General features: G+C 62.8%; 6 protein-coding genes. 1 reads left to right on the top strand and 5 read right to left on the bottom strand.

The window, feature by feature from the left end; genetic code table 11:
• Positions 1–174: 174 nt before the first annotated feature.
• The 4 genes from sucC to mdh all read right to left on the bottom strand — a co-directional run bounded on the left by sucC (position 175) and on the right by mdh (position 4,597).
• Positions 175–1,368: an ADP-forming succinate--CoA ligase subunit beta gene (gene sucC / locus ACTG4J_RS01635; RefSeq protein ID WP_439136750.1), complete on the bottom strand. Its 1,194-nt coding sequence runs from the start codon at positions 1,366–1,368 to the stop codon at positions 175–177.
• Between the two features lie 182 nt (positions 1,369–1,550).
• Entirely contained in the window at positions 1,551–2,783 is a 1,233-nt protein-coding gene (gene pepT, locus ACTG4J_RS01630; RefSeq protein ID WP_439136749.1) for a peptidase T, read from the bottom strand.
• 136 nt (positions 2,784–2,919) lie between these two features.
• A complete protein-coding gene (locus ACTG4J_RS01625; protein ID WP_439136748.1) occupies positions 2,920–3,579 on the bottom strand; it encodes a class I SAM-dependent methyltransferase in 660 nt (219 codons plus the stop codon).
• A 55-nt stretch (positions 3,580–3,634) separates the two neighbouring features.
• Entirely contained in the window at positions 3,635–4,597 is a 963-nt protein-coding gene (gene mdh / locus ACTG4J_RS01620; protein ID WP_439136747.1) for a malate dehydrogenase, read from the bottom strand.
• 156 nt (positions 4,598–4,753) lie between these two features.
• Between mdh and ACTG4J_RS01615 the strand changes: the two genes are divergently transcribed.
• Positions 4,754–5,506 (top strand): sulfite exporter TauE/SafE family protein, encoded by a 753-nt coding sequence (locus ACTG4J_RS01615; RefSeq protein ID WP_439136746.1) that lies wholly within the window; start codon positions 4,754–4,756, stop codon positions 5,504–5,506.
• A gap of 5 nt (positions 5,507–5,511) precedes the next feature.
• Here the strand turns inward: ACTG4J_RS01615 and ACTG4J_RS01610 are convergent, their stop codons facing one another.
• Positions 5,512–5,781: a hypothetical protein gene (locus ACTG4J_RS01610; protein WP_439136745.1), complete on the bottom strand. Its 270-nt coding sequence runs from the start codon at positions 5,779–5,781 to the stop codon at positions 5,512–5,514.
• Between the last annotated feature and the right edge of the window lie 219 nt (positions 5,782–6,000).

The following is a 6,000-nucleotide window of genomic DNA, read 5'->3' as shown; positions in this document are numbered from 1 at the left end:
TCAGCATGGCCAGCACGAAAATGCCAGCCCCCAAGAGGTGCAGCGCCGACCAGATCGCGCGCCGCCGACCGATCCCCACTGCGGGGCGTGTCGGCATGGGCCGATGCGCCGCCAAGGCGGGTTGCGGAAATGTGGCGGTGATCCGGTTCAGCCGCATGCTGGGATGCCCCTCGTTCAGCCCTTGACCGCTTTCACGATCTTTTCGGCCGCATCCGACAGGTTGTCGGCGGCGATGACGTTGAGGCCGGAGGTGTTGATGATCTCCTTGCCCTTGTCGACATTCGTGCCTTCGAGCCGGACGACAAGCGGCACCTTCAGGCCCACTTCCTTGACGGCGGCGACAACGCCCTCGGCGATGATATCGCAACGCATGATGCCGCCGAAGATGTTGACCAAGATGCCTTTGACGTTGGGGTCGGAGGTGATGATCTTGAAGGCCTCGGTCACTTTCTCTTTCGTGGCCGAGCCGCCCACATCGAGGAAGTTGGCCGGTTCCGAGCCGTAGAGCTTGATGATGTCCATCGTGGCCATCGCAAGGCCCGCGCCGTTGACCATGCAACCGATCTCGCCATCCAGCGCGATGTAGTTGAGGTCGTATTTCGAAGCGGCGAGTTCCTTGGGGTCTTCCTCGGTCTCGTCGCGCAGCGCCATGATGTCGGGTTGGCGGTACATGGCATTGCCGTCAAAGCCCAGCTTGGCGTCCAGCACCTTGAGGCTGCCCTCATCGGTGACGATCAGCGGGTTGATCTCGAGCATTTCCATGTCGCGCTCGATGAAAGCCTTGTAGAGCAGGGCCATCAGCGCGACGCATTCCTTGACCTGCTTGCCCTGTAGGCCGAGCGAGTAGGCGATACGGCGGCCATGATAGGGCTGGTAGCCGGTGGCCGGATCGACCGAGAAGGACAGGATCTTTTCGGGGGTGTGGGCCGCGACCTCTTCGATATCCATGCCGCCTTCGGTCGAGCAGACGAAAGAAACGCGGCTGGTCTGACGATCGACGAGAAGGGCAAGGTAAAGCTCGCGCTCGATGCCCGAGCCGTCTTCGATGTAGATGCGGTTGACCTGTTTGCCCGCTGGGCCGGTCTGGTGGGTGACCAGTGTGCGGCCAAGCATTTTCTTGGCTTCCTCGGCGGCTTCCTCGACGGATTTGGCAAGGCGCACGCCGCCCTTTTCGCCGGCGTCGGCCTCTTTGAAGTGGCCCTTGCCGCGACCGCCAGCATGGATCTGAGCTTTGACGACCCAAAGCGGCCCGTCCATCTCTCCTGCTGCGGTCTTGGCGTCTTCCGCCTTGAGAACCACGCGGCCATCGCTGACCGGTGCGCCGTATTGCCGAAGAAGCGCCTTCGCCTGGTATTCATGAATGTTCATGAAACTGTCCCGTCCTTGGTGGTGTTTGATAGGGCATAAGCACAACCAAGGGGCGCAATGAAACGCATTTTTCGCCGAAAAGAGGCCATTTCGGGAAAAAACCGACATTTGTGATCACAGCCAGAAAAGCTGTGATCACAAGTTAACCGTGTTGATGGTATGCAATTGTATGCGGAACCGACTCACGCCACGGCGCGCGCCGCGATCTGCAGCATCAGCCGTGTCGCAAGCGCCATATCCTGCACCGAGACGAATTCGAGCGGGCCATGCACATTCTGCATGCCGGTAAACAGGTTGGGGCAAGGCACGCCCATTTCGGTCAGGCGCGAGCCATCGGTGCCGCCGCGGATCACCGCCTCGATCGGGGTGACGCCGATCTCGCTCAGGGCTGTGCGGGCGAGGTCGATGGGCGACATGTCATCTTCGAGCCAGTAGCGCATGTTGCGGTATTGCGGCGTGATCTGCACATCGATCCTGGCGCGTGGTTCGGTGGCGGCGATGGCGGCGCAGACTTGGCGGACAAGATCGCCCTTGGCCGCCAGGCCATCACGTTCGAAATCGCGCAAGATGAAGCGGACGACCATTTGATCGGCGCTGCCCTTCATGTCGACGGCGTGGATGAACCCCTCGCGATCCGCTGTGGTTTCAGGCGTCATTGTCGCCTGCGGCAAGGTTTGCACGATGCGGGAGGCGAGGTGGATCGCGTTGACCAGCTTGCCCGTCGCTTCGCCGGGGTGGATCGATACGCCGGTGACGGTGACGACTGCAAAATCGGCGCTGAAGGTCTCGTAAACGATCTCGCCCGCGTCGCCGCCATCGAAGGTGTAGGCGAAATCGACACCCAGATCGGCGGGGAGTTTCGGGTCGACGCCGCGGCCGATTTCCTCGTCGGGGGTGAAGGCGATGCGAATCGTGGGGCGCGGCAGCTCGGGGTTGGCGATCAGGTGGCGGGCGGCGGTCATGATGATGGCGATGCCCGCCTTGTCATCGGCACCCAAAAGCGTGGTGCCGGAGGCGGTCACGACATCCTCGCCGATCTTGGTTGCGAGATAGGGGAAATCATCGGGCGACAGCGTCAGATCGGGGGCATCGGGAAAGCTGATCGCGCCGCCGTTGTAGCCACGGATCACGCGAGGCTTCACGCCGGTGGCGTTGAACTGCGGCGCGGTATCGACATGGGCGAGAAAGCCGATGGTGGGGCCGGGGGCATTGCCGGGGATGGTGGCGATGACAGTGCCATAGGGGGTCTTGGTCACATCGGCCGCGCCGATGTCGTGTAGTTCGGCCACCATCAGGTCGAGCATCGCGTGCTGGATGCCGGTCGAGGGTTGCGCGGGGCTGTCCATGTCGGATTGGCTGTCGATGGCGGCGTAGCGGACCAGCCGCTGTTCCAATTCATTGTCGAAATCGCGCATCTTTTTCCCCCCGGTTCTCTCGTCCCCGCACTCTGCGCCCAAAGCCCGGCTTGTCAACGGGGGGCGGAAAACGCGCGTCTTCTGAATGGAAAAACTGCAGTTTTTCTTGACGTTTTCCTGAAGGAAAACGCCCCGCTCAGGCGCAGAACAAGACCTGTCCGCGGGGCAGGCGATCTGGCTGGCGGGTGATGGTTAGGCCTGCCGCATCCGCCATCGCCTGAAGCATGGTTTCGGTAAGGTGATAGGGCGGTCGGTCGGGGTGGGTGACGACGCCATCGGGCTGGCGCAGGCTTGCACCCTCTTGCCCCGCGGGGGCGAGAAAGACGGTGAACAAGAAGACGCGCGGGGCAGGCCAGCGGCGAGCGATCTTGGCCAGCGCATCTGCCGTCTGGTGGGTGGGCAGATGGGTGAAGACGCCGAAAGCGATCACGTAATCCATCCGATCAGGCAGGCCGGGAAAGGCGAAATCGGCGTCTTCCACAAGGTGATCCGCAGGCAGGCAGTCGGGGTCGGGCAGTTCCACTTCGCGGCCACGCAGCATCAAGGCGCGGCTTGCGTCGGTGCCCCAGTAATGGCCGGGGTCGAGGTAAGGCACCGCCTTGCAGCCCAGCCGCAGCGATCCGGCACCGACATCGAGAAGCTGGTGATGGGGTTTCAGCCCTTGGGCCGTGAGCAGCGCCATTTGCAGCCGACCCGTTTCGTCCCACCGCCCGCCGACGATGTCGCGGTGGCGACCATCGCGCAGCGCGCGGTCGTAAAAGCCGGGTTCGAGATAGGGGGAGGGGGGCCGCGTCATCTGGCGCGTCTGGGGGTGCGGCGGCCCCTTGGATCGGGGGCCGCCGCGAAAATCATCAGGCGAGGCTTTCGTCGATTGCCTTGCAGGCGTCGACAAGGCCTTTCACCGCGGCGACCGAATTGTCGAACATCGCCTGTTCGTCCTTGGTCAGCTTGATCTCGACGATACGCTCGATCCCGCCTTTGCCGATCACGGTGGGCACGCCGACATACATCTTTTTCAAGCCGAACTCGCCATCGCAATGGGCCGCACAGGGCAGGACGCGCTTTTGGTCCTTGAGGAAAGCCTCGGCCATTTCGATGGCCGATGTCGCGGGCGCGTAGAAGGCCGAGCCGGTCTTGAGCAAGCCTACGATTTCCGCGCCACCATCACGCGTGCGCTGCACGATGGCATCCATCTTTTCCTTGGTGGTCCAGCCCATCTCGATCAAATCGGGCAGCGGGATGCCAGCGACGGTGGAATAGCGCACCGAGGGGACCATCGTGTCGCCATGCCCGCCGAGAACGAAGGCGGTGACGTCTTTCATCGATACTTCGAACTCTTCGGCCAAGAAATGGCGGAAGCGCGCAGAGTCGAGAACGCCGGCCATGCCGCAAACCATGTGGGGGGGAAGGCCCGAGAATTTCTGCAGTGCCCAGACCATCGCATCAAGCGGGTTGGTGATGCAGATCACGAATGCCTTTGGGGCATGCTTGGCGATGCCTTCGCCCACCGATTTCATGACCTTGAGGTTGATGCCCAAGAGGTCATCGCGGCTCATGCCGGGTTTGCGCGGCACACCTGCGGTGACGATGCAGACATCGGCGCCTGCGATATCGGCGTAGTCGTTGGTGCCCTTGAGCTTGGCATCGAAGCGTTCCGACGGGCCGCTTTCGGCGATGTCGAGTGCTTTGCCCTGTGGTGTGCCCTCGGCGATGTCGAACAAGACGACATCCCCCAATTCCTTGAGCGCGACGAGGTGGGCAAGAGTGCCACCGATCTGACCGGCGCCGATCAGCGCGATCTTGGGTCTGGCCATGAGATTGATCTCCAAGTCCCTCATTGATATCGGCGATGGCGTAGCCCTGCGCCGTGTCTTGCGCAAGTCTGCTGCAGCGCGGCGGAAAGCCCCACTGCGCGGCCACAGGCCGCTGCATTTGGGCAAGCCCCTGAAACACTTGGGAAAGGATGAACCGTGCTGGAAGGGTGGATCTTTGGGCTGGCCGCGCTCGGGGCGCTGCTGGCGGGCATATCCAAGGGCGGTTTCGGCGGTTCGCTGGGATTTGCAGGGTCGGCGATTCTGGCCATCGTGATCGAGCCGGGCGTTGCGCTGGCCTTGATGCTGCCGGTCTTGATGGCGATCGATGTCGCAGCGGTGCGCGCCTATTGGGGCCGCTGGGACAAACCATCGGCGGGCGCGATCCTGACCGGGGCGGTGCCGGGGCTGGCGCTGGGGGCGGCGCTGTTCAGCATTGTCTCGGCCGATGCGATCCGGGTGCTGATCGGGGTGGTGGCGGTGGGGTTTCCGCTGTTTCGGATCGCCTTAGCGCGGGGGCTGATCGCGCCACGGCCTACGGGGTTCGACCGGCGCAAGGGCTGGGTCGCGGGTATCGGCGTGGGCTTCACCAGCTTTGTGGCCCATGCGGGCGGGCCGCCATTCGCGGTATTCATGCTGGGCCAAGGCGGTATCGACAAGACGCGCTATCACGCGACTTCGGTGATCGTGTTCTGGGTGGTCAATGCGATGAAGGCGGCACTTTATACCATGCTGGGGCTGTTCTCATGGCAGCTATTGGGGTGGAGTGCGGCGCTTATTCCCTTTGCACTCCTTGGCACGTTGATCGGGGTCAAGGCGCATAAGCTGATCCCCGAGCGGGCGTTTTTCATGGTGGCCTATACCGCCTTGATGCTGACGGGGCTCAAGCTGCTTTGGGATGGGTTGATGTGATGGGGCTAGAGGTTCTGACCGCGCGGGGTGGGGGCGAAGCTTTCGAAATGCTGCCCCGAAGCGATCAGGCAAGTGATCCCGTCGACGCCGGTGATGGTGATGGTCCAGCTGCCCGTGTTGTCGGAGACATAAAGCTCGATGATCCTGTTGCGGCCCGCCAACCCCATCGAGCGCCGCTCTTCGCCGAAGCGGGCCTGTAGCTGGGCGATGATCTGGTCGCGCTGGCCGCAGATCATCGCCTGCTGCGCCATGACGGGTGTATGAGGCCAAAGCATTGCGACCAGCGCGACTACGGCGGGAAGAAGACATATCCGAAACATCGGCAACCCTTTCACAAAGGGCGTGCGCGCGGGGCAAGGAGCATCGGCATCACGCCCGTCTCGCACAAGCGGCAGCTTCGCAGCGCCGCACCGATCCTGAAGATGCCTCATCTCGGTTAACATCGTGTGAAGGGGAGGGGCTTGGTGTTTTCTTGCGCCAAGCGCGCCCCTTGC

This window comes from Roseicyclus sp., from assembly GCF_965662675.1.
GTDB lineage: Bacteria > Pseudomonadota > Alphaproteobacteria > Rhodobacterales > Rhodobacteraceae > Roseicyclus.
The sequence above is the reverse complement of the archived record's forward strand: the minus strand, read 5'-3'. Positions and strand labels throughout refer to the sequence as shown.

What these genes read in the sequence shown, in the direction of transcription:
- sucC (WP_439136750.1), bottom strand. Translation starts at nt 1,368, where the DNA reads ATGAACATTCATGAATACCAGGCGAAGGCGCTTCTTCGGCAATACGGC.
- pepT (WP_439136749.1), bottom strand. Translation starts at nt 2,783, where the DNA reads ATGCGCGATTTCGACAATGAATTGGAACAGCGGCTGGTCCGCTACGCC.
- ACTG4J_RS01625 (WP_439136748.1), bottom strand. Translation starts at nt 3,579, where the DNA reads ATGACGCGGCCCCCCTCCCCCTATCTCGAACCCGGCTTTTACGACCGC.
- mdh (WP_439136747.1), bottom strand. Translation starts at nt 4,597, where the DNA reads ATGGCCAGACCCAAGATCGCGCTGATCGGCGCCGGTCAGATCGGTGGC.
- ACTG4J_RS01610 (WP_439136745.1), bottom strand. Translation starts at nt 5,781, where the DNA reads ATGCTTTGGCCTCATACACCCGTCATGGCGCAGCAGGCGATGATCTGC.